The sequence below is a fragment of the Streptomyces sp. AgN23 genome (genome assembly GCF_001598115.1).
In the GTDB taxonomy this organism is placed as follows: Bacteria; Actinomycetota; Actinomycetes; order Streptomycetales; family Streptomycetaceae; genus Streptomyces; species Streptomyces antimycoticus.
Genome location: NZ_CP007153.1, coordinates 1927285 through 1951971 on the forward strand (window position 1 = coordinate 1927285; position 24687 = coordinate 1951971).

The 24687-nt window shown below is 68.4% G+C and carries 21 protein-coding genes and 1 pseudogene; 8 read left to right on the forward strand and 14 right to left on the reverse strand.

The genetic code is table 11. The annotated features are described in order from the left end of the window. Nucleotides 1-27: 27 nt before the first annotated feature. The 7 genes from AS97_RS08550 to AS97_RS08580 all read right to left on the reverse strand — a co-directional run bounded on the left by AS97_RS08550 (nt 28) and on the right by AS97_RS08580 (nt 6564). Entirely contained in the window at nt 28-537 is a 510-nt protein-coding gene (locus tag AS97_RS08550; protein WP_210564643.1) for a hydrogenase maturation protease, read from the reverse strand. Then, nucleotides 534-1889 (reverse strand): nickel-dependent hydrogenase large subunit, encoded by a 1356-nt coding sequence (locus AS97_RS08555; RefSeq protein WP_059149062.1) that lies wholly within the window; start codon nt 1887-1889, stop codon nt 534-536. The genes AS97_RS08550 and AS97_RS08555 overlap by 4 nt, the downstream gene beginning before the upstream one ends. Further along, on the reverse strand, nt 1886-2728 hold the full coding sequence (locus AS97_RS08560) for an oxidoreductase (protein WP_236669549.1): 843 nt from the start codon (nt 2726-2728) through the stop codon (nt 1886-1888). Before AS97_RS08560 ends, AS97_RS08555 begins: the two co-directional genes overlap by 4 nt. A gap of 1 nt (nt 2729) precedes the next feature. Next, nucleotides 2730-3542 (reverse strand): FAD/NAD(P)-binding protein, encoded by an 813-nt coding sequence (locus AS97_RS08565; protein ID WP_210564644.1) that lies wholly within the window; start codon nt 3540-3542, stop codon nt 2730-2732. Then, nucleotides 3539-3997 carry a cyclic nucleotide-binding domain-containing protein gene (locus tag AS97_RS08570; RefSeq protein ID WP_312846990.1) on the reverse strand — a complete coding sequence of 153 codons (459 nt, stop codon included), beginning with the start codon at nt 3995-3997 and terminating at the stop codon, nt 3539-3541. The genes AS97_RS08565 and AS97_RS08570 overlap by 4 nt, the downstream gene beginning before the upstream one ends. Continuing rightward, complete coding sequence (locus tag AS97_RS08575; RefSeq protein ID WP_236669548.1) at nt 3994-5145, reverse strand: 4Fe-4S dicluster domain-containing protein; 1152 nt, start codon at nt 5143-5145, stop codon at nt 3994-3996. Before AS97_RS08575 ends, AS97_RS08570 begins: the two co-directional genes overlap by 4 nt. A gap of 975 nt (nt 5146-6120) precedes the next feature. Continuing rightward, nucleotides 6121-6564, reverse strand: a complete 444-nt coding sequence (locus AS97_RS08580) for an ATP-binding protein (protein WP_125759023.1) — start codon at nt 6562-6564, stop codon at nt 6121-6123. Nucleotides 6565-6976: 412 nt separating this feature from the next. On the opposite strand from AS97_RS08580, the gene AS97_RS08585 reads away from it, so the two are divergent. From AS97_RS08585 to AS97_RS08595, 3 genes and pseudogenes are all read left to right on the forward strand, one after another. After that, the gene (locus tag AS97_RS08585) at nt 6977-7669 is read left to right on the forward strand and encodes a FadR/GntR family transcriptional regulator (protein ID WP_086706484.1); all 693 of its coding nucleotides are present in this window, start codon (nt 6977-6979) and stop codon (nt 7667-7669) included. Further along, a complete protein-coding gene (locus AS97_RS08590; protein WP_247204282.1) occupies nt 7666-8940 on the forward strand; it encodes an MFS transporter in 1275 nt (424 codons plus the stop codon). Before AS97_RS08585 ends, AS97_RS08590 begins: the two co-directional genes overlap by 4 nt. 116 nt (nt 8941-9056) lie before the next feature. After that, a pseudogene (locus tag AS97_RS08595) lies at nt 9057-9595 on the forward strand (acyl-CoA dehydrogenase family protein); the annotation flags it as partial. Between the two features lie 194 nt (nt 9596-9789). Here AS97_RS08595 and AS97_RS08600 read toward each other — a convergent pair. From AS97_RS08600 to AS97_RS08620, 4 genes are all read right to left on the reverse strand, one after another. After that, nucleotides 9790-10452, reverse strand: a complete 663-nt coding sequence (locus AS97_RS08600; RefSeq protein ID WP_059149054.1) for an adenylate kinase — start codon at nt 10450-10452, stop codon at nt 9790-9792. A gap of 529 nt (nt 10453-10981) precedes the next feature. Beyond that, complete coding sequence (locus tag AS97_RS08605) at nt 10982-13324, reverse strand: pyruvate dehydrogenase (protein WP_125759021.1); 2343 nt, start codon at nt 13322-13324, stop codon at nt 10982-10984. A gap of 893 nt (nt 13325-14217) precedes the next feature. Then, a complete protein-coding gene (locus AS97_RS08615; RefSeq protein WP_125759017.1) occupies nt 14218-15783 on the reverse strand; it encodes an acyl--CoA ligase family protein in 1566 nt (521 codons plus the stop codon). A gap of 100 nt (nt 15784-15883) precedes the next feature. Continuing rightward, nucleotides 15884-17065 carry an LLM class flavin-dependent oxidoreductase gene (locus AS97_RS08620; RefSeq protein ID WP_210564646.1) on the reverse strand — a complete coding sequence of 394 codons (1182 nt, stop codon included), beginning with the start codon at nt 17063-17065 and terminating at the stop codon, nt 15884-15886. 308 nt (nt 17066-17373) lie between these two features. Between AS97_RS08620 and AS97_RS08625 the strand changes: the two genes are divergently transcribed. The 5 genes from AS97_RS08625 to AS97_RS08645 all read left to right on the forward strand — a co-directional run bounded on the left by AS97_RS08625 (nt 17374) and on the right by AS97_RS08645 (nt 20744). After that, nucleotides 17374-17544, forward strand: a complete 171-nt coding sequence (locus tag AS97_RS08625; RefSeq protein WP_156107833.1) for a hypothetical protein — start codon at nt 17374-17376, stop codon at nt 17542-17544. Beyond that, nucleotides 17537-18031, forward strand: a complete 495-nt coding sequence (locus AS97_RS08630; RefSeq protein ID WP_086706482.1) for a flavin reductase family protein — start codon at nt 17537-17539, stop codon at nt 18029-18031. Before AS97_RS08625 ends, AS97_RS08630 begins: the two co-directional genes overlap by 8 nt. A 112-nt stretch (nt 18032-18143) precedes the next feature. After that, nucleotides 18144-18509: a VOC family protein gene (locus AS97_RS08635; protein WP_059149049.1), complete on the forward strand. Its 366-nt coding sequence runs from the start codon at nt 18144-18146 to the stop codon at nt 18507-18509. A 364-nt stretch (nt 18510-18873) separates the two neighbouring features. Then, a complete protein-coding gene (locus tag AS97_RS08640; RefSeq protein ID WP_125761037.1) occupies nt 18874-19089 on the forward strand; it encodes a hypothetical protein in 216 nt (71 codons plus the stop codon). Between the two features lie 11 nt (nt 19090-19100). Then, nucleotides 19101-20744 (forward strand): transporter, encoded by a 1644-nt coding sequence (locus AS97_RS08645; RefSeq protein WP_247204285.1) that lies wholly within the window; start codon nt 19101-19103, stop codon nt 20742-20744. Nucleotides 20745-20835: 91 nt separating this feature from the next. Here the strand turns inward: AS97_RS08645 and AS97_RS08650 are convergent, their stop codons facing one another. From AS97_RS08650 to AS97_RS08660, 3 genes are all read right to left on the reverse strand, one after another. Then, nucleotides 20836-22134 carry an MFS transporter gene (locus AS97_RS08650; protein WP_059149047.1) on the reverse strand — a complete coding sequence of 433 codons (1299 nt, stop codon included), beginning with the start codon at nt 22132-22134 and terminating at the stop codon, nt 20836-20838. 756 nt (nt 22135-22890) lie between these two features. Continuing rightward, a complete protein-coding gene (locus AS97_RS08655; RefSeq protein ID WP_059149046.1) occupies nt 22891-23760 on the reverse strand; it encodes an AMP-binding protein in 870 nt (289 codons plus the stop codon). 343 nt (nt 23761-24103) lie between these two features. After that, nucleotides 24104-24652 (reverse strand): TetR/AcrR family transcriptional regulator, encoded by a 549-nt coding sequence (locus tag AS97_RS08660; RefSeq protein WP_197049295.1) that lies wholly within the window; start codon nt 24650-24652, stop codon nt 24104-24106. Nucleotides 24653-24687 lie beyond the last annotated feature (35 nt).

A 24687-nucleotide genomic window follows, 5' to 3' on the forward strand; every position in this document is an offset into this window, starting at 1 on the left:
GACGCACCATGTTGCCCAGCGGGCGGACTATGCGGTTCCCCGGTCGTCGGTCAGCGCGCTCGCGAACCGAAACCGGTCGTGCGCCTCGTCGATGGCCTTGGCCACGTGGCGGATCAGCTCGGGGAGCGCGTCGGCCACCGCGGTGCTGAACCCGCGGCCGAGGCCGAAGTCGCCCCCTTCCACCGCGTGCACCGTCAGCTCCCTGGGCATCCGGTCGAGCGCCGCGGCCAGGGCGAAGGTCTCACCGAGCCCGAGGGCATGGGTACTGGCGGAGCGGGCGGCGCATCGCGCGGCACGCTCCGCCGTCAGCGTGTGCAGCCGCCCCGGCCGCCCGGGATGCGCGTGCACCACCTCGACCACGACAACGGCATCCTGCCAGCGCCACAGGCCGAGCATCCTCCCGGGCTCGCCATCGCTGTCGGCCAGCACCGTGCCCGCAGGCACTCGGGTACGCAGGGCCTCGATCACGGCCGGGCCGGCTCCATCGTCCCGGCGGTACGGATTGCCCACGCCAATGACCACCACCCGGCCCGTCATCCGCGCTCCACCGTCAGGTCCAGGAAGTGCGCGGAACAGGAGATGCACGGGTCGTGGTTGCGGACCGCCCGCTCGCACAGCGCGGTCAGCTCCTCGTCGCCGGGCGGCTCGCCCGGCTCATCCAGGCGGGACTGCACCTGGCGGCGCAGGTCGTCCTCGATGGCCGCCTGGTTCTGCGCGGTGGGCGGCACGATACGGGCCAGGGTGAGGGTGCCGTCGGCGTCCATGGCATAGCGGTGATAGAGCAGCCCGCGCGGCGCCTCGGTGGCCGCGCAGCCGGTGGCCGGGCGCGCTGGGACCGCGACGTACGGCCGGGAGGGCGGCTCGTAGGCGTCGATGATCCGCAGCGCCTCAGCCACGGCATGGGCAACCTCGACGGCGCGGACGATGATGCTCCGGAACGGATTGCGGCACACCGCGCCGGTGGCCGGATCGCCCAGCCCCGCCGCTCGTGCCGCGTCGAGGGCCGAGGGGTGGAGCCACCGTCCGCTGATCGCGTAACGGGCCAGGCAGCCGGTCAGGTAGTGGTGGCCGTCCAGCTCGGACACCAGGGCGGTCGAGTGGGGCACCTGCCGTTCCACCACATGGCGCTCGAACTCCTCCACCGGAAGCGCTCGTACGGGGGCGGCGCCGTCCGATCCCGCCCCGGCGGCCATGACGGCCGGGGTTCCGGAGGCGATGGCGTACCGGCCGGGGTCGCGCATCGCCAGCAGCGGGCCGTCGTATTCGACATCGGGGAAGTCGAAGCCGGCCACCCAGCGCACGGTCTCCAGCGCGTCGTCACGGGCCCGGCGCAGCCGCTCGGCCAGCGGGGCGAGTTCGGCCGGAGCGGGTACGTGGTAGAAGCCTCCGATCCGGACGTTGATCGGGTGGATGGCGCGGCCGCCGAGCCGCTCCATGATGGTGTTGCCCGCTTGTTTGATCCGCAGGCCGCGCTCCACGGCCGCGCGGTGCTCGCGGGCGAGTTCGACGGCGCTGGGGTGGCCGAGGAAGTCGGGGGCGTGCAGCAGATGGATGTGCAGGGACTGGCTCTCGATCCATTCGCCGTAGTAGAGCAGCCGCCGCAGTTCCGCGACCGGTCCGTCGACCGTCACCCCGCAGGCCCGCTCGATGGCCTGGCATGCGGTCGTCTGGTAGGCGACCGGGCAGATCCCGCAGATCCGTGAGGTGATGTCGGGTGGCTCGCCGTGGCCGCGGCCGACCAGGAACGCTTCGAAGAAGCGGGGCGGCTCGTAGATCCGCAGTCGCGCCTCGGTGACCGTCCCGTCGCGCACGGCCAGGTGGAGGGCCGCTTCCCCCTCCACCCGGGCGAGTGCGTCCAGACGCAGCACACGGGATCCGCGGTGGCTCATCGGGGCTCTTCCTCCGCCGGGGGCCCGGGGGTCTCCTGCGCCGCGAGTTCGGGTACGGGGCCGTATTCGGGCGAGGCCGCGTTGAAGGTGCGGAAGACCCGCACGATGTCCCGCTCGGTCATGCCGTCGTGCCGCAGCTCGCGCACCATGGCCTCCAGGTTGGGCTGGACCATCGGCCCGAAGCAGCCGTAGCAGCCACGCCCGTAGGCGGGACAGAGGGCACCGCACCCGGCATGGGTGACCGGCCCCAGGCACGGGATGCCCTGGGCGACGGTGATACAGGTCGTGCCGCGCCGCTTGCACTCGAAGCAGACACTGTGGCCGGAGACGTTCGGCTTGCGCCCGGCCAGGAACGCCGTGATCACCTCCAACAGCTGGCCGCGGTCGATCGGACAGCCGCGCAACTCGAAGTCGACCGGCACATGCGCCGAGATGGGCGTGGAGGTGTCCAGGGTGGCGATGTACTCCGGACTGGCGTACACCGCGGCCCGGAATTCCTCGACGTCCGCGAAGTTGCGCAGCGCCTGGATGCCGCCCGCGGTGGCGCAGGCGCCGATGGTGACCAGGCGGCGGGAGATCCGGCGGATGCGGTGGATGCGCCGGACATCCTCGGCGGTGGTGATGGACCCGTCCACCAGGGAGAGGTCGTACGGCCCGGTCCCCGCGAGGGTGGCCGGCTCCCGGGAGTCTTCAGCACTGGACATCTCCAGGAAGTGCGTGATGCGCACCCGGTCGGTGAGCGGGAGCAGTTCGTCCTCGCAGTCGAGCAGGGTCAGCTGGCAGCCGTCGCACGAGGCGAACTTCCACACGGCCAGGGAGGGGCGGGAGTCGGGTTCCACGTCACAGCTCCCTGACGGCGAGCAGGGGCCGGGCGCGGTCGTAGCCGACCACCGGGCCGTCCCGGCACAGCAGCAGGGGCCCGAGCTGGCAGTGACCACAGTGGCCGGTGCCGCAGCGCATGTTCCGTTCCAGTGACACCTGGATCCGACGCGCGGGCAGGCCGCGGGTGAGCAGCACCCGGGCGGTGTGCCGGATCATCACCTCGGGGCCGCAGATCAGCACGGCGGTCCGATCCGGGCGCCAGTCGACCCGGTCCAGCAGGGTGGTGACCACGCCCACGCTGCCGCGCCAGCCGGGGACGGGCCGGTCGACGGTCACCTCCACCTCGGCCGAGGCGCGCCGCCAGTGCTCCAGTTCCTCCCCGTAGAGCAGATCCTCGGGGGTGCGGGCCCCGATCAGCACGTGAAGGCGGCCGTAGTGGCCGGGGCGGTCGAGCACATGGCGTACCACCGGGCGCAGCGGGGCGAGCCCGATACCGCCGGCGACCACCAGGACGTCCAACCCGGCCGCCGCGTCGAGGTCCCAGCCCGTACCGTAGGGGCCCCGCAGGCCAATCGCGTCCCCGGCCCTGAGCCGGCACAGCGCGCCGGTGACCGCGCCGATCGCACGCACGGTGTGCACCAGACGGCGGCCGTCACCGGTCGCGCTGACCGAGATCGGCACCTCCCCGACGCCGAAGGCGTACACCATGGCGAACCGGCCCGGCGAAAACTCCGGCAGCGCCCGCCCCACCGGTGCCACCTCCAGCGACACACAGTCCGCGGTCTCCGCCGAAACAGCGGTCACCCGGTACGGCACGGGCACAGTGGTCACGACGGGACGCTTCCGTGCGGCGTGTACAGGTCGAGCAGCCGCAACCGGGTGGCCTGCAGCCGGTCGGCGATCAGCGCCGCGCAACGCAGCATCAGCTCGTATCCGAGCGCTGTATCGGCCATGCACAGCTCACGCACCTCGGCAGCGGGAAACTCCCACGTCCGCACGGTCCCCAAGGCGCGGGCGCCCAGATGCCAGCGGTACGGCGGGAAGATCCACGACCATCCGAGCTGCTGCCGCGGCCCGAGGGTCTCCACCACCTGGGCCCGACGGCCGGGGACGTAAACATCCAGGGCGACCTCGCCGGAACGGATCAGCCAGAACCGGTCGGCGATGTCGCCCTCGTCGAACAGGGTGCTGCCCGCGGAGAAGTCCCGCTCGTCGGCGAGCGTGAACAGCCGGTCGCGCTGGACCCGGGGAAGGGTCTCCAGCAGCAGTGGCCACCCGGTCATCATGGCTCGTCCTCCGCACGCCGGGTCCAGTCGTACAGGGCCGCGGCCTCCTCGGTGATGTCGATGGCGACCGGACACCAGACGATGCACCGCCCGCAGCCCACACATCCCGAGGACCCGAACTGGTCGTACCAGGTGCCCAGTTTGTGGGTGAGCCACTGCCGGTAGCGGCTGCGCGGCGAGGCGCGCACGGGTCCGCCCGGAAGATAGGAGAAGTCCAGGTCGAAGCAGACGTCCCAGACCCGCCAGCGCTCGGCGTGGTCCCCCGTCAGGTCGGTGACATCCTCGGTGGTGGTGCAGAAACAGGTGGGACACACCATGGTGCAGTTGCCGCAGGTCAGGCACCGGGAGGCGACGTCGTCCCAGCGGGGCGCCTCCAGCGTTTCCGCCATCAGCCGCCGCATGTCGGTGTCCGGCATCGTGCGGCCCATCCGCTCGGCGGCGGACGCGACGGCGCCCACGGCGGCCCGGCAGACGGCCTCGGAGGCCGGTTCGCCCGGTAGCTCCGCCAGGATCTCGGCCCCCTCCGCGCTGCCGGCGCGGGCCCAGAACCGGTGTCCCCCGTCGTCGACCAGCTCGGTCAGCACCAGGTCGTACCCGGGCCCGGCGGCGGGACCGGTGCCCATCGAGACGCAGAAGCAGGTCCCACCGGGCTCGGTGCACTCCACCGCCACCAGAAACGCCCCGGCCCTCCTGCCCCGATAGACCGGGTCGGAGTGCGGCCCTGCGGTGAGGATCCGGTCCTGGACGGCGATGGCCCGCAGATCGCACGAGCGGACACCGAGGAACGCGAAACGGGGAGGCGCGGTGTCGTCCGCCTCGATGACCAGCTCTCCGCCCGCGCGTTCCGCCGTCCACTGGCGGACCCGGGCGGGGTGCAGAAAGGTCTTCCACGACTGCGGACCGGCCGCGTTGGCGAACGCCGCGCCATCCGTACGCGACCGCAGCCGGTACTGCCCGGCCTCCAGGTCCACGCCCCATCCATACGGCAGCTGAGCAGCGGATTCCAGCTCCTGCAAGACAATGGCACCGTCCCGCACAGTGGGTCCGACCACCGTGTACCCGCGTGCCCGCAGCACATCGACCAGGGCGACCAGCCCCTCCTTACCGATCGCGACTCCTTCGGCAGAAGGAAGGGTCGGCGCACTCACCACAGCTCACCCCGGTCACCGGCGGACAACGGGCCCCATATGCTCACACGTCCCGCCATCAGCGCGGGAAGTGCGGCCCCGACACGGCGATGATCGGCCGAACGCGCACACCGGCACCACTTGTGCGGCGCAGCCGCGACGTCGAACGCCGCGTCATCCCTGAGACCGGCAGCAGCCGGTGGGGCAAGCTCGCCGAGTGAGAGAGCGTGGTCCGTGAAGCCTCGCCATGCCTCGGTCGCCGCCCGGTGCCCGGCTGTCACCGTTGCCGTCATCGCCGGTCTCTCCCTCACTCCGCCCGCGGCACTTCCGCGCTTCGCATGCTCGTCGCTCGCGATGGCCGTCTGGAGGGACTCTCGGCGCACCTGGGGCGCGCCATCCGTCCCTCTTATGCCGGGCTGTAGGTCCCTGCCAGGACGGCCCCCCTTCCCATCGCCTGCCCTCAGGACGCGCCTATGGGCTCGCTCCGCGGCCTGGCCTGTGGCAGCGCGAACGGCCGGGGCACCTCCGCCAACGAGCGGAGGTGCCCCGGCCCGAGAAGCATCCGGCCCTCAGAGGAGCCAGCGGTTGCGGCTGACGAAGGGCAGCCGCGCCCCACCCCGCCCAGCCCCCCAGCGGCGCCGGCGCCCGCGGCTGCGAGTGCGGGCTGCGTCCGCGTCGGCGTTGCTTTCCAGGCCGAGCGGTACCTCGCGCCCGTTGGCGCAGGGCTGGTCCCCTCGGACGACCGGGTGGACCGGTCCAGTCGGCCGACCAGCTCTGGCGCCAGGCGCTGGATGAACGCCGCAATCTCCTCCACGAGCGGTGGCCGACCGGGCGCGGCTGGAGTTCGGCGCGATTTCCAGCGCACCAGACGACGGTGCCACGTCAGCAAAGTGCCCGGTGTGACCAGCCGAGGGCACCAGCCGCGGGTGACACGTCTGCCGCGCGACCGCACGCTGCCATGCGGGGTGGACGTCGGGGGCCTGGTCAGGGCGTGGGCTATTGGATTTCCGCCCATCGAGTGGTCCCGCCTTGGTAAATCGCGGTTCCGGAGCGGGCGGACAGTGCGGCGACGATGGCGCTCCCGCGGCCGCTCTCCTCGGGCTGCCGAGGACTGCCGCCGTGGTGGCGCGGCAGCGCCGGGCCCGCGTCAGTGACCTCGATGCGGACAGCGCACGCAGCCCGGCCACCCTGCCGGGACAAGCAGAGCGACGCAGGGGGAAGGGCATGAACGACCGCGTTGGTGATCAGTTCGGAGACGACCAGAAGCGCATCGTCCGCGAGGTCCGAGGGGATGCGCCACTGTTGCATGGCGCGGGCGGCGCGTCGCCGGACGGCGGCAAGACCTTCTGGAATGGGAGGCAGAGGGAAGACCACATCTGTCCGAGCGGACGAGACTGTCTCAAGGCTGTTGCCGAGCTTCACGGGCAGGTTGTGAGGCATGGTGCTGTCCTGGGGGTGTTCCCGGTGGGGCGGGAGACGACGAGGCCGGAGAGGAACGCGTCGGGCGCGGTGTGGCGGTGCCCGGCCACCGGGGATCCGGCGGGGGTGGCCCCTCAGCCATGGCGACGACGTCCGTACCGACTCTTCCGTCGTTATTCATGACTAACGTTATGGACGATTCACATTCAACGTATGTCCTGATATCAGGGCAGTCAAGGCGTGAACGAAAGAGAAAAAGGTTAATGCGCAGTAATGTGCCCGCCGCGTCAGGCTTCGATCCGCCATCCCCTCGCGCGGCTGCGACCCGACGGCACCACCAGGGAGGACGCGGCCCAGGCACGACAGGAGGACCAAGGCGGGTGGCGACCTAGATCACGTACAGATGTCAGACATTCGGTGTTAGGGTCGCCTTATGAAAGAACTTCATGCGCCTCGCCGCGTCGCGAGCTTGTCGGCGCAACTGGTGGACACCCTTCGCGAGCAGATCACATCCGGCGCATGGCCTGTAGGGATGCGGATTCCGCCCGAACATGATCTGGTCGAGCAACTCGGTGTCGGGCGTACAACGGTGCGCGAGGCGCTCGGCGCACTGGTGCATCTGGGCCTGCTGGAGGCTCGGAAGGGTGACGGGACGTACGTCCGGACATCGAGCGAAATGCACTCGGTACTGATGAGGCGCGCCAACACCTCGAGGTGGAGCGACGTGCTGGAACTGCGCGCAGTGCTGGAAGAGTACGCCTCGGGCTTGGCCGCGTTGCGGCGTACCGAAGACGACCTGAACCGCCTGCGGCACCTCCTCGACGAGGCCGAGGCGACAGTGGAGTCAGCGGAGATGCCCGCCATCGCGGAGAGCGATACCCGCTTCCACCAGGCCGTGGTGAGTGCCAGCGGGAACACCCTTCTCACCGAGGTGTACGACGTCCTCAGCACCGCGGTCACCGAACAGATCGGCGGCACGCTCTGGCCCAGCGCGACGGCCTCAGAGCACAGCCTTCTGCACAGGCGTCTCGTTGAGGCGATCGCCGCCCAAGACGAGGTCGGTGCACGCTACTGCGCCACCGAGATCGTGAAGCTCACCGAGACCGGAACGGAACGGCAGAAGTGACCACCTCGAGGAACTCCAGCGCCGGCCTCACCACGGCTACGAAGGCCGACCGGATCACAACCCCGAAGACGCCGGTTACTACGCCCGCCCTTTCGGCCGGCCTCTTGATCGCGATCCTTTTGGTGGCGGCCAACCTACGCGTGACCTTGACGGGTGTGGGCACACTGCTGCCGGCCATCGAGCACGACACCGGGTTGACCGCGTCAGAGGGTGGCGTACTGAGCACCCTGCCGCTGTTTGTGTTCGCTGTGACTTCGCCCTTTGTCGGGCGCGCCTCGCACCGGGTCGGCACCACCCGCCTCCTCGTAGCTGCCCTCGCAGTGCTGGCAGCGGGCACCGTGATCCGGTCCTTGCCTTCGCTTGCCTGTTTGTTCGTCGGAACCGTGATCCTCTCGGTGGCGATCGCAGTTGGCAACGTCCTGCTGCCCACGGTGATTCGCACCCACGTGCCCGGCTCGCGGGTTCATACCGTCAGCGCTCTCTACGTCACCGCCATGGGAGTGGTCGCCGCTCTGTCGTCAGGCATCTCCGTCCCGCTTGCCGAGGCCCTACCCGGAACCTGGCATTCCGCCCTGGCCTGGGGAGTAGTCGTCGCCGTCGCCGCTCTCGCCGTGTGGCTGCCTCGGCTACGCGGGTCCCGCCCGGACAGCGGCCTTCGGTCTCGTGGGACGCACGCTCGAACCCCATGGCGATCCTGGCTGGCGTGGCAGGTGTCCTTCTTTATGGGCCTGCAATCCCTTGCCTTCTACACCGCCGTCGCCTGGCTGCCCACCATCCTCAGTGAGCAGGGCATGAGCACCACAGCTGCCGGCTGGATGCTGTTCTACTACCAGCTCGTCGCACTGGTCACGAGCATGCTGCTGCCTTTGATCACTCGAGGCCGCCACGACCAGCGCTTCGCCGCGGCCGCGGGCTCAGCGATCGTCGCCGCAGGCTTCGCGCTTCTGCTCCTCTTCCCAGCGCTCGCACTCGCGGCGTGCACTCTTCTCGGGTTGGGCGCCGGTGTCTGTCTCGTGCTCGCCCTGAGCTTCCAAAGCCAACGTGCCACTGGTCCCAGCGAGACCACGGCCCTGGCCGGGATGGCTCAGTCCATCGGCTATCTCGTCGCCGCGGCCGGACCCCTTCTTCTGGGCGTCCTCCACGACACCACCGGCAGCTGGACTGGTGCTCTCCTTCTCCTCACCGCATTGAGCCTGGTCATGGCCGCTGCCGGTTATGGCGCTGGACGCGACCGCCACGTTCGCATCCGGCCTGACCGCGAGCGGGACTAACGCCGTCCAGGACGCGTCGGACCGGATGCGGAGAACGCGGAGTCGGCCTCCTGAGCCGCTGCGGGAAAACTGCAGCTCAGGAGGCACCCTCCTGCCGCGGTGGGCGGGTCTCGGACGCCGCTGCGGTGGACGAGGAGGCCCGCTTCCCGCAGGAGGCCCGCAAGGCCCTCGTCGCGAATGACCTGCACGCGATGCACGTGCCCGAGGAGTACGGTGGGGCGGGCGCGGACGCCCTCCCCACCGTGATCGTGGACGCCGGCTCCGACGCGGCCGGCATGAAGACCAAGACGGTCCGCGACGGCCACCACTGGGTGCTCAACGGCGTCAAGCGCTGGATCACCTACGGGGACGTGTCCGAGTACTGCACGGCGATGGCCGTCACCGGCCCCACCAAGCGCTCCAAGGGCATCAGCGCATTCGTCGTCGAGGAGTCCGACGAGGGCGTCTCCTTCGGCACCCCGGAGAAGAAGCTCGGCACCAAGGGCTCCTCAAGGTACGAGGTCTGCCTGGACAACAAGGTACGAGGTCTGCCTGGACAACAAGGTACGAGGTCTGCCTGGACAACGTCCGCATCCCCGCGGACCGCATGATCGGTGAGGAGGGGACCGGCTTCGCCGCCGCGATGAGGACGCTGGATCACACCCGGTCCTCAATCCGGTGGAGCCGGTCCCCTCCCTGGTGGGACTTGGCAGAAGGCCCAGATGCCGTTGGCGGAGCCTGGTGCGCGAGCCATCCCTCGATGGATGCTTTGCGACGTTCTCGCCGGTCAGGTCTCCTCGGACGTCAAAGCGCGCTCCGCTTTGGGCATACGCCCGCCGCCGTCTTTGGTGGTGGAAGACGTGCCGGCGGCTACTTGCCGTCGTCCTCGCGCTCGAGGGCTTCCAGCGCCCGCCGCGTGACCTCGTCCACCGGGCCCAGGGAGGAGATCGTGACCGCCAGGCCCTGCGTCTTGTAGTACTCGATGATCGGCTCGGTCTGCGTGTGGTAGACCTCGAGCCGCTTGCGGACGGTCTCCTCGGAGTCGTCGTCGCGCTGGTAGAGCTCACCGCCGCAGACGTCGCACACGCCCTGCTTCTTCGGCGGGCTGTACGAGACGTGGAACACGTGTGCCGGCCGGCTGCGGCAGATGCGCCGGCCGGCGATGCGCTCGACGACCTCTCCCTCGGGGACTTCGAGGTCAAGAACCGCGTCCAGCGTGATGGCCTCGGTCTTCAGCAGCTCGTCGAGCGCCTCGGCCTGCGAGACGTTGCGCGGGAAACCGTCGAGCAGGAAGCCGTTCTCGGCATCCGGCTGTCGCATGCGGTCCTTCGCCATCGCGATGGTGAGCTCGTCGGGGACGAGGTTGCCGGCGTCCATGGAGACCTTCGCGAGTTTCCCCAGCTCGGTCTGCCGACTGATGTTGGCCCGGAACAGATCGCCCGTAGAGATGTGCGGGATCGACAGCTTCCCGGCCAGACGTGTGGCCTGAGTGCCCTTTCCAGCACCCGGCGGCCCGACGAGGACGATGCGCATCAGCGGAGGAACCCTTCGTCCTCGCGCTCATCGGCGGCGGAGGCGCTTGCCGACGGCTTGGAGACGACCTCGCCGATCCTGCCACCCACGGCCAGATACGGACGACTGGCTGACGGTGCGGCTGGTCGGGGAATGGCCGGAGCCCCGGACCACTTTCGTTCGATTCCGCTCAGAGCCTTCATCACATGTCCAATCGTCTGGGTGGTGCGTCTGCTCGGCTCGCCGTGGGAAGGACGGACAGGTTGGTTGCGACCGTCCAGCGGCACGGCGCGGCTTGTCAGGGCGGGTGCCGCGCCGTGCCGCCGGACGGAGTGGGTGGGGAGCTGTTGCCCCATGGGGTGGTGGTACGGGTCGGCTGTGCCGGGACCGTCCGGCGGTACGTCTTTCCGGCAGGACAGGGACGTGCCGCCGGACGGGGTATGAGAGGCGAATCCCCGGCGAGGGGACGGCGCGGCGGACCGGTTGTGCATGGTGGCTGCCGCGGTCAACTCCTGGTGCGACCCAGCACGGTGTTGTCGAGGGTTCTTCCTCAATCGACGAGGTCGAGGGCGGTGGTGACGATGCTGTCCGTGTCGATGCAGTGGTAGCGGTAGACGTCCTCGATCGCCCCGGACTGGCCGAACCGGGTCACGCCGAGAGTGCTGACGGGAACGTTCTGGATCGTGCTCAGGAAAGCCAAGGTGTGGGGATGCCCGTCCAGGACGGTGACCAGCGGGGTGGCCCGGCCTGGGGGGAAGACCTGGTCGAGGATCCAGGCCGGGTCGTCCGACAGGCCGCGACGGGCCTGGAGCGCGCGGAAGAGCAGGTCCGGGCTGGTCACGCAGACCACGTCGGCGCCATACCCGAGGGCGGCGAGCCGGTCGGCGGCGGCCAGGGCCTCCGGGACCAAAGCGCCCATCGCGGCGAGTGTCACCACGGGCTTCTCGTGCTGCCGCAGCCGGTAGGCCCCGGCGGTCACCTGTCGGCGACGGCGTTCGCGAGCGGCCGGGTCGCTGGGCACCGCGGCTGTCGACTGGTCGATGGGTCGGGTCGACAGCCGCAGATAGGCCGACCTGCCTTCTGGACTGGCCAAGTTGCCGAGTGCGGCGAGCAGGCACCATTCGGTGTCGATGGCGAACGCCGGCTCATAGGTGACGCAGCCGGGCTGTTCGATGCCCAGCGAGGGGGTGGTGATCGACTGATGTGCACCGCCCTCCGGCGCGAGGGTGACACCGGAGGGGGTGCCGACCAGGATCGACTGGCCACCGGCATAGATGCCGAACGACCAGGGCTCCAGTGCCCGGTTGACGAAGGGATCGTAGACGACGCCGATCGGCAGCAGCGGCTGGCCCCACCGGCTCCAGGTGGCGCCCAGCTCGCCGAGGAGACCGACCAGGTTGGTCTCCGCGATGCCCAGCTCCACGTGCTGACCGGCCGGCTGCTCGCGCCAGTGCAGGATGGTCTCGGCGTCGTCGGCGAACCAGTCGGTGCGCTCGGTGGGCGACCACACGCCCACCTTGTTGAGCCAGCCGCCCAGGTTGGTGGTGGAGCTGACGTCCGGGCTGACGGTGACGATCCGGGCGGCCGCCTCCGGCGCCCGCCGGGTGAGATCCAGCAGGACGCGGCCGAGAGCCTGCTGAGTGTTCCCGATGCCGGAAGGGGCCGGGCGCGCTAGGTCGGCGGGGACCGCCGGGGGCTTTTGGGGCGCCTGTTCGGGGCGGCGCAGCCGCTGGGCGGCCGCCGCGCACAGGGCCGCTTCCGCCGAACCCTCGCCGAAACGCGTCCACGGGTGGTCGAGATCGGTTCCCAGGCGGTCGGCCAGTGCACTCATCTGGTCGGCCGTCAGGAGCGAGGAGTGGTTTTGCGGGTGGCCCTCGACGGGGAGCCCGTAGCCCTTGACCGTGTAGGCGAAGATCACGGTCGGGCGGGTGTCGTCGACACCGGCGAACGCGTCCGACAGCGCGCCGATGTCGTGGCCGCCCAGGTTGCGCAGCGCCGCCAGGAGCGAGGCGTCGTCCAGGGGGGCGATGAGGTCGGCGATCGGCCCGGCGGTCGAGCCGGTGCCGGGCAGGCGCTCGCGCAGCTCGTCGGCGGAGCAGCGCAGCAGGCGCTGGTATTCGGGGTTGCCCATGGCATCGATACGAGCGCGCAGGGCCTCGCCGCCGGGCCGGGTGAACAACTCCTGCAGGAGACGCCCGTACTTGAGGGAGATCACTTGCCAGCCGGCCGCGGCGAACATGCCCTGCAGCCTGTCCGCGGCGATGCCGGGGATGACTCGGTCGAGAGACTGCCGGTTCAGGTCGACGACCCACACCACTTCGCCCAGGCCCGGCACCATCGGATCCTGGAGGGCTTCCCAGATCGCGCCTTCGTCCAGCTCGGCGTCGCCGAGCAGGGAGTACTGGCGCCCCCTCCCGGCACCGCCGAAGCGCCCCTCCACGTAGCGCCGGGCGAGAGCGCCCCACAGGGGCGCGGTGGCGCCGATACCGACCGAACCGGTGGAGTAGTCGACCGGGTCGGGGTCCTTGGAACGACTGGGGTAGCTCTGCAGACCGCCGAAGGCACGCAGCGTGGTCAGGTAGGACTCGTCCAGCTCGCCCAGCAAGTAGTTGATCGCATGCAACACCGGTGAGGCGTGGGGCTTGACCGACACCCGGTCCTCGGCAGTCAGCGCATGAAACCACAGCGCCGTCATGATCGAGGTCATCGAGGCACTGGACGCCTGGTGACCGCCCACCTTCAGCCCCGAAGGGTTCGGCCGCACCCGGTTGGCGTGGTCGATGATCGCGGTGGACAGCCACAGCACCCGCTGTTCGACCGACTCCAGCGCGGCAAGCTCCTCCGGCTGGGCAGGACCGCCGTCGCCGCCGGCCGACCTCAGTTCCTCGACCATCACAGACCACCTCCGCATTCGGCACCATGCCGTAGAAATTTCGCGTTATGCTCCGCCAGAAGACGGGTAACTCTGCGACTGCACAAGATGTTTCTTATAAATCGAGCATTCTGCTCGGATTCGGGCAACCTGATCGGCTGGCCCGGGGCGATGGACCGGTTCGCACCGGCCTTAAGACGCGACCCCATCACGCGCCTTGGCTGACGGCAGAGAGTCGACTGCGCGCAGGACATCCGTCAGCCATGCGACCTGCCCGTCGAACTGTGGCAGCTTCCCAGGCCGTACCCACCGGTATGCCTTGTGCTCCCAGTTGAGAGTGAGCCGGCGTTGACTGGTGCAGGCCAAAAAAGTGTGCACGGTCCAGTCCGGCCCGCCACGAGGGTCGGCCAGACGCAGCGTGGGGCCCGCAGTCAGCTGCTCCAGAGCGCGGGCGGGGAGCAGAGTCTCCTCCCAGATCTCCTGGATGGCTTGCCGTACCGGGTCGCTGTCAGCGTCCAGGTATCCGGTGATGCAGTGCCACAAGCCCGCATCATGCTGGACAGATCCACTGTGCTTGAACAACCCGATGCGGCCCCGCCACATGAGGATGACAGCGACTACCTGCCGCGGGCCCTGAGACCTGGGGCGACCGGACGCGTTCAGGGACTGGGCCCCTGATGAAGCCCGGGAGACCACCCCGCGACCACCGCCTTCGGTACGGACACCCGGGGAGGACCCGACGCGCTTCTTCATCTGGTGCCTCCTTCATGTGAGGGCCTGGCCAAGGAGAAGTCCCCTTGCGGGCAGGAACTCTTCGTGTTCCCGAACACCCGCCGGGCGCCCTGCCGCGTGGAAGCACGAGGCGTGACACTCCCTGACGACGACCTCGCGTGCCACGGGTCCGTTCACGTCGTTCACCGGATGCGGCTCTCGCTCCCGGCCCATGCCTTGTCCCGCAACACAAACTTCTGGATCTTCCCGGTGGAGGTCTTCGGCAACTCGGCGAACGTGACCGTCTTCGGCGCTTTGAACCGGGCCAGCCTGCCCCGCACATGCTCGATGATCTCCGCCTCGGTGGCTGTAGCGCCTTCCCGCAGGCTCACATAGGCGGCAGGGACCTCACCCCAGCGCTCGTCCGGCACCGCGATCACCGCCACCTCCAGTACCGCCGGATGATCCATGATCGCCTGCTCCACCTCGACCGACGCGATGTTCTCCCCACCCGAGATGATCACGTCCTTCGAGCGGTCACGCAGCTCCACGTACCCGTCGGGGTGCAGGATGCCGATGTCCCCGGTCCGGAACCATCCGTCCGGCACCGCTGCCAGGGTGGCCTCCGGATCGTCGAGGTAGCCGAGCATGAGGTTGTTGCCGCGCAACGCGATCTGCCCCGTGGTGACACCGTCCGCCGGGACGTCCGTGCCGTCGTCCGCGATCACCCGCGGCACGCACGAGATCATGTTCCCGACGCCCTGGCGCGCCTTGAGCCGCGCTTGTGCCGCGGCGTCGCGGTCGTTCCACTCCGGGCGCCAGTCGCACAGCATCGCTGGGCCGTAAGTCTCGGTCAGCCCGTACAGGTGCGTGACCTCGAACCCCAGCTCCGCCATCCGCCGCAGGATCGCCGGTGACGGCGGCGCCCCACCGGTGGCGATCCGCACCGTGCGGTCCAGTGGTGCGGCTTCCTGGGCGTAGGCGATCATCGACAGCACCGTCGGCGCCCCGTTGAGGTGCGTGACGCCCTCCTCCCGGAGCAGTCGCCAGATCTCCGCCGGATTCACCTGCCGCAGGCAGACGTGCGTCCCAGCCGCCGCGGTCACCGCCCACGGGAACGTCCATCCGTTGCAGTGGAACATCGGCAGCGTCCACAGGTGCACGCTCGACGGCGTCAGTCCGGTGTGCCCCACCATCGCCACGGCCTGGAGGAACGCGCCCCGGTGGTGGTACATCACGCCCTTCGGGCGGCCCGTGGTCCCCGAGGTGTAGTTGATCGACAGCAGCGCCCGTTCGTCGGTCGGGGTCAGATGCAGCGGCTCCGCCGCGGCCAGCAGATCCTCGTATTCCCGCCCCGCCCTGATCCGGTGCGGTGGGGCGGCCAGCCGGGCCAGGGCCTCGTCCACCAACGCGTCGAACGACGGGTCGTGGATCAGCACGGACGCCTTGGAGTGCTCCAGGATGTAGGCGACCTCGCCCACCGACAGCCGGGTGTTCACCGCGACCAGCGGCACCCCCGCCCACGGCACCCCGTAGTGCGCCTCCAGCGACACATGCGTGTTCGGCGCCAGCACCGCCACCGGACGCCCCCCGGCCAACGGGGCCAGCCCGCCCGCCAACCGCTGACACCGATCACGCAGCTCCGCATAGGTCCACCGGGACCGCCCATCCACCACCGCGACCCGATCCCCGTGCGCCGCCGCGGCACGATCCAGATACGACGTCGGGGTCAACGGCTCGAAGGACAAGGAGCCCGGGTCGCGGGTCATCGCACCGCTCCGGGCGCCGGGACGCCGGTCGTGATGAGGAGGACGCCGTTGTCGTGGCGTTCGGTGAGGACGTCGCCGGTGCCGTGGTTGTAGAGGTCGGTCATCGGCTGGTCTCCTTGTCGTGTGTGGGGTTGTGCTGGGAGTGGAACTGGCTGAGTGCTTCTTGGTGGGCGGGGCGTGCGGCTCGGATGTCGGCGAGTACGTCGTCGGCGGGGCGGACGACGTTGCGGGGGTTTTTGAAGTGGGGGATGACGTATTTGCCGAAGAGTTCGATGGAGCGCATGAGCTGGTGGTGGGGGAGGCTGTCGACGCGTAGGACGAGTGCGTCGACGCCCATGTCGGCGTATCGCTGTACGTGTTCGATGCAGTGGTCGGGGTCGCCGACCAGGAAGCCTTGGGAGCGTTCGAACATGTACTCCTCGTCGTTGAAGTCGATGTCTTTGACGGCTCCCATGTAGGCGTAGTCCTGTGAGAGCTTGGAGAGTCGTTCGTAGGCGTCGGTGGAGAGTTTGGCCATGTCGAAGAGGGGTTTGGCTTCGGTGCGGGCCTGTGCTGTTGTCTCGGCGCAGTGCATGCCGCCTGAGATCGCGACCATCTTGCGTGGTGTGATCGGGTGGGGGTGGTCGGTGGCGGCGAGTGTCTTGTCGTAGAGCTTCACCATGTTTTCGACGAGGTCGTATCCGAGGTAGAGGCCGCCCATGATGGCGCCGATGCCCATGGTGGCCGCGGTTTCGACGGAGCTGGGGCTGCCGGCGGCGGCTGAGATGGGCGGGTAGGGCGTTTGGAGGGGCTTGGGGACCAGGCTGCGGGGTGGGATCTTGTAGTGCTCGCCCACGTAGGAGAACGGGTCGTCGAGGAAGGCGCGGCGGATGAGTTCGACGCCTTCTCGCCACTGGGACTTGTTCTCGGACGGGTCGACTTCGAAGGCGCGCAGGGCGAGGGTGGTGTTGCCTCGTCCGGTGCCGAGTTCGACGCGGCCGTTGGAGAGGATGTCCTCGGTCGCGACGCGCTCGGCCACGCGCAGTGCGTGGTTCATCCGTGTCGGCAGCAGTGTCACGAGGTGAATGAAGCGGATCCGGCTGGTGAGAGCCATCAGGTACGGGTAGAGCACCTCCGGAGCCGAGACCGAGGCCGTCCCGAGGGCGACGTGCTGCTCGGAACTGCCGAAGGCGTCGAAGCCGACGCGCTCGGCGAGCAGTACCTCCTCGACCAGTTCCCGGTAGCGGTGCTCATGCGTGAGCCCGACCGGGGTGTCCCCCTCAGACATGAGGATGAAGTCCATACCGACCCTTCCGTCGAATGTTATTCGCCGATAACGTAGGGCGTAGCACAGCCCAGGTCAAGGCCCCAGAAAGAGCGACAGGCGTTACCTTGCGATAACTACGAAGGTCACCCAGGCGCGCACGGGAGGGGTCACAGCCAAGGCGACCCCGGTCGCACCGCGACCGACGACCACAGAGGCGGCAGCGGCCTGAGGTGGCGCCCACTTCGTTACTGTGCGCTAACGGCCTAGCCTCTCCATTCGGGGACTTGACCGCACCTAAGCCAAGCCTTACGTTATTCGTCAATAACATTCGAGGGAGGATCGACATGGACGTCATCGTCATGACTGAGGGGGACATCCCGACGGGGCTCGCACGTGAGCACCGCTACCGAGAGCCGGCCGAGGAGGCGCTACTCGCAGAGCATGTCGACGTTGATGCCTTCGGTAGCTGCCACGACCTTGCCGCCCGAGCTGCCCGCGAGGTGTGGAATGGCTGACCAAGGGCTGGACGCGGCTGCCTTCCGTTCGGCGTTGGCCCGCTTCCCTTCCGGCGTGACGATCGTGACGACCCGAAGCGCCGGGGGCACGTCGCATGGGTTCACCGCGAGTTCCTTCGCGGCGCTGTCGCTTGATCCACCGCTTGTTCTCGTCTGTCTGGACCAAGGAGCGGACTGCTTCCCAGCTTTCATAGCGGCTGAGCAGTTCGTCGTGAACATCGTGACGCCCGCGCATGCGAAGCTGGCCAAGAGGTTCGCCACCAAGGGCGAGGACAAGTTCGCACACGGGAGCTTCGAGTCCGACGAGGGCGGACACCCGATACTGCCCGACGCCGCAGCGATCATCCGCTGCGAGCTGGAGCAAGCCGTACCCGGCGGAGATCACGTCATTCTCATCGGTCGTGTGCACGACGCACGCATAGGCAGCGGCAAGCCGGTGATGTGGTACCGCGGTGACTTCCTCCACCTCGGGCAGAGCGTCACATGACTGACATCGAGCCCGGCTCGTCAGCTCCGGTGGATCGCGCGAGTGATTCATCCACGCGCGGCGCGCGGTGTGGTGGAACCCTCCGCTCGGGCCGTGCTGCGGGGGCCGTCCGGTGAGTGATTCCGTGGAGTTCGACCGCGTGAAGATCGGGAACGTGCTGCACCCGGTGGCCGACATCGACGCCGCCGTGCGCTTCTACACCGACACCTTCGGCCTGGCCACCAAGTTCGTCGACGGCGACCGCTACGCCGCCCTCGACGCCGGCAGCACCACGTTGGCCCTGACCGGCCCGGCCGAGGACGTCACCGGTGGGGTGCCCGCGGCGTCGTTCAAGGTCCCCGACGTGACCTCGGCGCTCACCGCCCTCGTACAAGGCGGCGGATCCGTAGTCCGGGAGCCCGAGCAGGGCCCGCACGAGGTCCGAGCCGTGGCCCGGGACCCATGGGGCAACACCGTAGTGATCTACGGGCCGCGGTAGCGGTCAGTCCGGTAGCGGATCGGCCTCCGCCGTGCCCCGGACCGAGACGTCGGATGCCATGGACATTCCTGTTCATGTCCCTCCCCGGCCGTCGGCCAGATCCCAGATCTTTCGCGCGCCGGAACGACCTGCGCGTCCGAGGCACCAGCACTCGCCGACCGCGTCACCCGCCCTCCAAGCCCGGAAGGTTTCCGTGCACCCCGTCTTCCCCTCACCCTCACCCGATCGCCCGCCGGCACCGGACCCATCGCTCGATGCCCTCCGACTGCGGCACGGTGAACGTCTCCGCGAAACCACGCGTCGTGCCCGGCGGGCATTCGTTGCCGCCAACACCGTCCCTCTTGCCGTCGGCATCGCGCTGTCCTTGCTGACCTCCGTTCCCGCGGTTCATGTGTACGGGCACATCACCTTCGGCCTTGTCTGGGGCGTCCTTCAGTGCGGCCTCTTCGTCGCCACCGTGTGGGTGTACGAGGCGCGTTGCACAGCCTGCGATCCCGTCGAGCGGGCCCGGACCTCCGGCATGCCCCAGGCCGAGACGTCGGGTGCGTCCACCGTCGATGATTCCTGGCGGAAGCGGTGACCGTGCCCATCGTGAGCGCAGCTGTACTCGACCCGATCGGTTCAGACGCCAGAGGCCCCGTGATCGTCGCCTTCCTGGTATTCATCGGGCTGTCTCTCCTGTGGCTTTTCACGCTTGCCTCGAGTCAGGAGCACGAGCCGGAAAGGCTCTACATCGCGGACCGGTCACTCTCTCCGGTCTTCAACGGGTTCGCCATGGCGGGCGAGCAGATCACGGTCGTCACCCTGTTGGTGACGTCCGGGTTTATCGCTCTGTACGGCTACGACGGGTTCAGCATCGCCATCGACCTCATGCTCGCCCTCGGCGTACTGCTGCTCCTTGCTCAAAAAATACGCGACAGCGGACTTTACACTCTCGGTGACCTCTTCTCCCTGCGTGCCGCGGGGCGCACGTCGCGGACTGCCGCGGCCCTGGTGACACTTGCGATCACCATTCCCCTACTCATGGTCCAACTGCGGGCCACCGGCATCAGCGTGGCCCTCCTGATCGGCCGGTCGACCCATGGAACCCAAGTGGTCTGCACGGTGCTGATGGGGCTTCTCGTCGGCTTCTTCGCCGTCGTGGCAGATCTGCGAGGCACCAGCTTCATGCAGGTCGTCAAGGTGGTCGTCACCCTGATCACGCTTTCGCTGATCACGCTGCTGGCCCTCGGCAGATTCGAATGGAACCCCGGGAATCTGCTCTCCGCGGCGGCGGAGAAGAGTGCGTCGCCGAACGGATATCTGGGCCCCGGGCTCTGGCCTCGCACCGCGAACCTCGGATCGCTCAACGTGATCGGCGAACACATCGTCGTCATCCTCGGTACGGCCGTGCTGCCGAACCTGATCCTGCGTGTCGGCGCCTCCCGCACCGGGCGCTCGGCACGACGATCCATGAGCATTGCCTCGGGACTGGGCGCTGCCTTTGCCGTCCTCCTGAGCGCGGCGGGCTTCGCGGCCGCGGCCGTGGTGGGAGGCGACGTCATTCGAGCGGTTGACGACGCTGGGCAGGGGTCCCCGATTCTGCTGGCTTCGGAAGTACTCCCGCACGGCTCAGTGGCGCGCGTCGCGCTCATCACGGCCATGGCGTCCGTGGCCTTCCTCGCCGCACTCACGACCGTGTCAAGTGTGGCCTTCGCTGCCGCTGTCACCTTCGCGCGTGATGTGTTCGCTCACGGCAAGGGCCCGCGCACCCGATTCGGAGAAGCGCGAGTACTGCGTCTGGCCCTCGTCGTCCTGGTCGCCGTGAGCCTGTCGCTGTCCACAGCCATCAGCCGGTATCCGGTCGAGTCCCTGGTCATCTTCGCTCTCTGCGTTGCGGCGTCGAGTATATTCCCGGCGCTGATCTACACTTTCTTCTGGCCCAAGTTCAATCGCCGGGGGCTTCTCTGGTCCGTCTACGGGGGACTGCTGCTGTCCCTCGTGCTCACGGTCTCCTCACCCGTCGTCACCGGTACCAAGAACTCACTATGGCCGGAATTGAGTTTCAACTGGTACCCGTACTACAACGCGGGCATGGTGTCCGTGCCAGCGGCACTCTTCCTCGGGTGGATCGGCAGCCTCACCTCACCAAAGAGTTCTCCACCCGTTGCCGGTGCGGTGAATACGACGGGGAGGGAAGTCGGACGGAGGAGCACAGCCCGCCCGCGGACAGCGCACGGTCGACATGCAGGCTGATCCGCCACGGTTGGTATCCGCAGGCTCGACGATCTCCCGCACCCGGGCGGCTTCCGCGCGGGTGCGGGAGATCGTGGACCTGGCCGTCCGCTTAGGCGGGCAGCGGTTTCGACGCGGTCTTCGGCAGTCGCGCGACGGTGATCACTCCGATGAGCGTTACGGCGAGGATCCAGTAGACGGGGCTGGTTCTGCTTCCGGTGCCGGCCACGAGGGCAGCGGCGACGAGTGGCGTGATGCCGCCGATGATCACGCCCAGGTTGTAGCCGATCGCGATGCCTGAGTAGCGCACGTTTGCCGGAAACAGCTCCGTGGCCAACGGCCACGTAGGTACCTGCGCCCACCCGGTGAAGAACATGAAGACCAGATAGACGGCCCCGACGGCCCAGAGGTTGGTTGCCGCGATGAGGAGTGCGAAGACCGGCCAAGCGATGACGGCGAAGATGATGTAGGACGCCAGCAGGATGGGCTTGCGGTCGTAGCGATCCGTCAACTTGCCCGCCCAGGGATAGGTGAAGGTGGCCAGGGCGATGCACAACGCCGAGGTCCAGGCGACGCCTGTGGCGGAGAATCCTTCCTCCTGCAGGAAGATGGCGAAGTAGGCAACGCCGAAGTAGCCGGTGCCGTTGAACGCGATAGCCAGGCCCGCCACGCGGGCAACCGACAGCGGGTGGCTACGCAGAGCGGCCAGCATCGGGCTGCGTACGATCGCGGCCTTCTCCTTCAGCTCTTGGAATTGAGGCGACTCCTCGACACGCAGCCGAGCCTGCAGACACACCACCGTGAGGACCAGCGAGAGGAGGAACGGAATCCGCCAGCCCCACGTTGCCATCTGGTCGGCCGGAACCAGCAGACGGACCAGCCCTACGACGCCGGCGGCCACGGCGAACCCGAGAGTGGACCCCATGGAAACCGTCGATCCGTAGAAACCCCGCTTGCCGGGCGGCGCCAGCTCGGCGATGTAGGTGGCAGCGCCACCGATCTCACCACCGGCAGCGAACCCCTGGGCGAGTCGCACGACGATGATAGCGATGGTCGCTGCGACTCCCACCTGTCCGTAGGTGGGCAGCAGCCCCATCACGCCGCACGCCGCCCCCATCATCACAATCGTCGCGACGAGGGCTGTCCGGCGGCCGCGGCGGTCGCCGAGGCGACTGAAGAACCAGCCACCGAGCGGACGGATGAGGTAGGACGACGCGAACACCGCGAGCGCGGACAGGGTTGAGACCGTCGGATTCTCGCTGGGGAAGAACAGCGGTCCGATAGTGAGCGTCAGAAACCCATAGACGCTGAAGTCGTAGTACTCGATCAGTGTCCCGACGCCGCCGGCCAGCGATGCGCGCCGGGCGGACCTCAAACTGATCGTCTTTTCGGGATGTTGTGCCGTCGTCATTGACTCTCCTTGTCACACCAGGATGGGAGGTGCGCCGTTCGGCCGCCCTCGCCGCGCGAGGTCGGCGCCGTCACGTTGTTCGGCGCGATCAGAGGGTTCAGAAGGTGGGTACTGACGGGAACCCGTCCGTCGGGTCAGGCTCCGAGGCACTATGGCGAGGTCGATGGTTGCCGGTGCCCGGTGCTGCCTCAGGGGGCTGAAGCCCCCACCTCTCCGGGTTCGAGCGGCGCAGGCGTCGGGGCTACCTCGTCGGTGACTGCTGATTCGACGACTGCGGGATGGCCATCGGATGAGGGGGCGCATTGATGGAGCGCCGTCGATCGCATGCCATACCTCATGGGTCAGCAAGAACTGCGTACGCGCACACTCGCTGCACTTCTCATGTGCTGACTCTGACCCGTCGTGCACAGACGCGCAATGCACTGATACGACTGGACTAATTCAAATTCCACAAGCATGGATGCAGAAGAGACATGGTCCGGGAGTGGCGCGCAGGAATGGAATCAAGTCAGCATTGCCGAACGACTCAAGCCGCAGGGCGGTCCGGGGAATCGGCCCAGGGCGGAAGCCCGAGATGATCTGTGGTCGTCGCGCCTGTCGCGCGCTCACCGAGTCCGCGTCGCGGTGCCGCCTTGCGCTGCTCGGATCTGTTGCCGTGTCAGGTCGGGAGCCACATGAGTCCACCCATTGCCGTACACGCGTCAGCAGACGTAGGAGCCATGGCCAACCCATCAAGGTTCTTCGCTCAGGCGACCGCTACCGTAGGTGGTTCGCGATCGCTGTGCCGTCATTCCCGCCGCACATTTCGTCGATCAACGTGGCGAATGAGTGCACTACCGCGTTCCGCCTGACCTTGCCGTTCGCGGTCCGCTCGCCGCGTTCGGCCTCGAGGGGCCGAGGCAGCACGCGGAAGTCCTTCAGCTGTTGGGCGCGTGCGAGGTCCGTGTTGACTCGCCCTAGCTCAGCTCGCAGGCGTTCGGACAGCGCCGTCATAGTCAGCGCCCTGGCCTGTGCGCTCGACTCGAGTAGCACGGTGAGGCACCTGCGCGCGTCGCCCACGACGATCGCTTCGCTGATCAGCGAGCTCTCCGTCAGCCGGGTTTCGATCGGCTGCGGATTGATCGTTTTGCCGCCGCTGGTGATGATCACGTCCTTCTTTCGGCCGATGCGGCGGATCTCACCGTGCGCGGTACGCTCGACCAGGTCGCCGGTACGGAACCAACCGTCCCGCAGAACGGCATCAGTCTCTTCCGGGTCGCGCCAGTATTCGCGGAACAGCAGTGGTGCGCGGACCAGCATCTCACCATCATGTGCGACCTCGGCCTGGAAGCGTGGGTCCGAGAATTCGCGACCAATATATCCCGGGCGAGGAAACGTCTGGTCGAAATGAGCGACGGGGCAGCCGGCTGTTTCGGTGAGGCCGTCGCTTTCGCGTAGATCCAGCCCCCAGACCTGCCACAGCGCAATGACGTTCTCGGGCGTCGCGGCAGAGGCGGTGAAAGCGACCCGAAGGCGGTCCAATCCGACGCTTGCCCGCAACGGCAGGAAGACGCGGTGGAGCACGGTGGTGTATGCGATCCGCAGCAATACCGAGGGCTGACCACTGGACCAACGGCGCTCGGCCATTCGGCGACCGACCCACATCGCGCCTTTGTAGGCGTACCGGCGCGCCCGGGGCCAAGTCCGCGTTCGTGCGATCAGCTCGCCGGCGACCTTCTCCTAGAAGCGCGGGGGCCACAGCAGTGCCGTCGGAGCGCGCACGGTCAAGCAACAGCTGCGGATGCGTCCGGATCGGTTCAAAATTCATCAGACCCCTGGACCGCCGCCGACGACGCGGTGCCAGCGCTCGCCGCCAGCGGCGCGCCGGCATCCGGGCCACCCCGAAGCGCCGGGTCACCTCCCGGTTACCGGCCCCGGCCTGGATCAGGTCAGCGGCTACGAGCCGCGCCCTTGAAGACCGCTCTTCTTGTCAGATCGCGTCCGCGGGGACGAGCAGCGCGTTGATCGCGGCGGTGCGGATGGTCGTCGCGACGATGTCGGGATCGAGGCCGCTGTTGAACTGGGGTACCGCGTTGATCATCGAGAAGACGGCGTGTGTGAGAACGCGGGTCTGCGCGTCTGACAGGTCGGGCCGCAGCCGGGTGACCAGTCCGCTCCACTCTTCGGCGTAGAGGCGCATCATGCGTCTCATGCGATGGCGTTCGTCATCGGGGACGTTGTGTTCGTTCTTCAGGAACACCAGCGTGGACGGAACGTTCTGGAGACTGCGTTTGACGTGGTAATCGATCATCTCCTCGAGTGCCTTGCGTGGATCCGTCACCTCGGCTGCCGTCTTGCGGGCATGAGCCAGCAGTTCGTCCAGCGGATCCTCGAGCACGGCGATCAGCAACGCCTGCTTGCTCGGGAAGTGCCGGTAGAGCGCGGGGCCGGTCACACCGGCACGCGCGCCGATCATCTCAGTGGTGACCGCATCAAAGGCACGCTCGTTGAACAACTCTCCGGCGACCTTGATCAGCACCTGCCGACGGGTGGCTCGGGGAGACTCGGTACGGG